1 protein-coding gene and 1 pseudogene are annotated in these 1,133 nt (G+C 42.0%); both read right to left on the minus strand.

Going from position 1 to position 1,133, the window contains the following annotated elements:
• A partial coding sequence (locus A7Q09_RS10015; RefSeq protein ID WP_347877506.1) for an ATP-grasp domain-containing protein occupies positions 1 to 276 on the minus strand: 276 nt, incomplete at its 3' end.
• Between the two features lie 12 nt (positions 277 to 288).
• Positions 289 to 1,133, minus strand: a pseudogene (locus A7Q09_RS10020) (hypothetical protein); the annotation flags it as partial.

Consider the following 1,133-nt stretch of genomic DNA (forward strand, 5'->3'; position numbering starts at 1 on the left):
TTGAGCAGTGACTAAAATTGAACCAATCATCCTTTGGGCAATTTGTTTGACTTCTTCTGGACTCTGACAAATCTTCACTCCTCCCTCTAGTCCACTAAGAAATCTTCCTTTACCCCTACCTCCTGCAGCTATCTGTGCTTTCAGAACCAGAGGTCTTTTAGCAAGCTTACAAGCAATGTCAAAGGCTGCCTCCGGGGTCTCTGCAACTCCATATTGAGCAACAGGAACGCCTTCTTTTACTAATAGCTCTTTTGCAGCATACTCAAGTAAGTTCATAAAGCCTAATAATTAACCAACTTTTAAAACCTCATTATGTTCTTTATGGTGTTGTTCTACCTCTCTTCTATAAGAAGCAGGAACAATGATCGCATCTTTCATCCCATGAATAATTTTTTTGTCCGATGGGCAAATCGTCACCAGAACCCCACAAAGGTGCACCTTTGAGTCAAAGACAAAATAATAAGGGGAAACACGGGCTCTTCCTTCCATTTCTTCTATTTTTTCGCCTTGAGCATAGGGATGGCTGACAAGTTTGCCACGAATGAATTTTTGCATTATCCAGGGATGATGAGGAAAATCAGCAAGGGCTGTAGCGATTTTCTCTTGCCACTGAGAGGCAGGCAAATCGGAGCCGATATAAACACCCCTAGAACCCCATGCTAAGGGACTGAAACCAGAGACTTTCAATACAAGTTCTCTTTGCGATTGGCTAAATGAACCCACTTCCTTCCAACTTTGCACCTCAAGTCTTGGCAGTACAGCATTATAAGGAAGAGGCGTAGGATCAACTATCCATGTATAAGGAATTAGCTGCTGTAAAAACCGCATCCCTTTTTCGGTAAGGTATCTTTTCCAAAAGTCCGCCAAAGATCTGACCCAAAAAAGTCCCAATAGGAGTTTTTCTTCTAAATAAGGCTTCAAAGGAGGAGTAATCCAGTGCTTAGCTGGAGAATAACTCCTTCGGATTTCGCTTAATTTTTCCCAATCAAAACATTCGAAAAACCGATAGACTGGTTCAGAATCAAACTGGAAGCTTTCTGCATGACGCATTCTATCTTTGCCTACAAGATATTCGAATTCTGGCCAATAAGTCATCGCCTCTTCAGAAACAACGACCACTCCTTCCGGGAAAA

Source organism: Methylacidiphilum sp. Yel, from assembly GCF_004421185.1.
In the GTDB taxonomy this organism is placed as follows: domain Bacteria; phylum Verrucomicrobiota; class Verrucomicrobiia; order Methylacidiphilales; family Methylacidiphilaceae; genus Methylacidiphilum.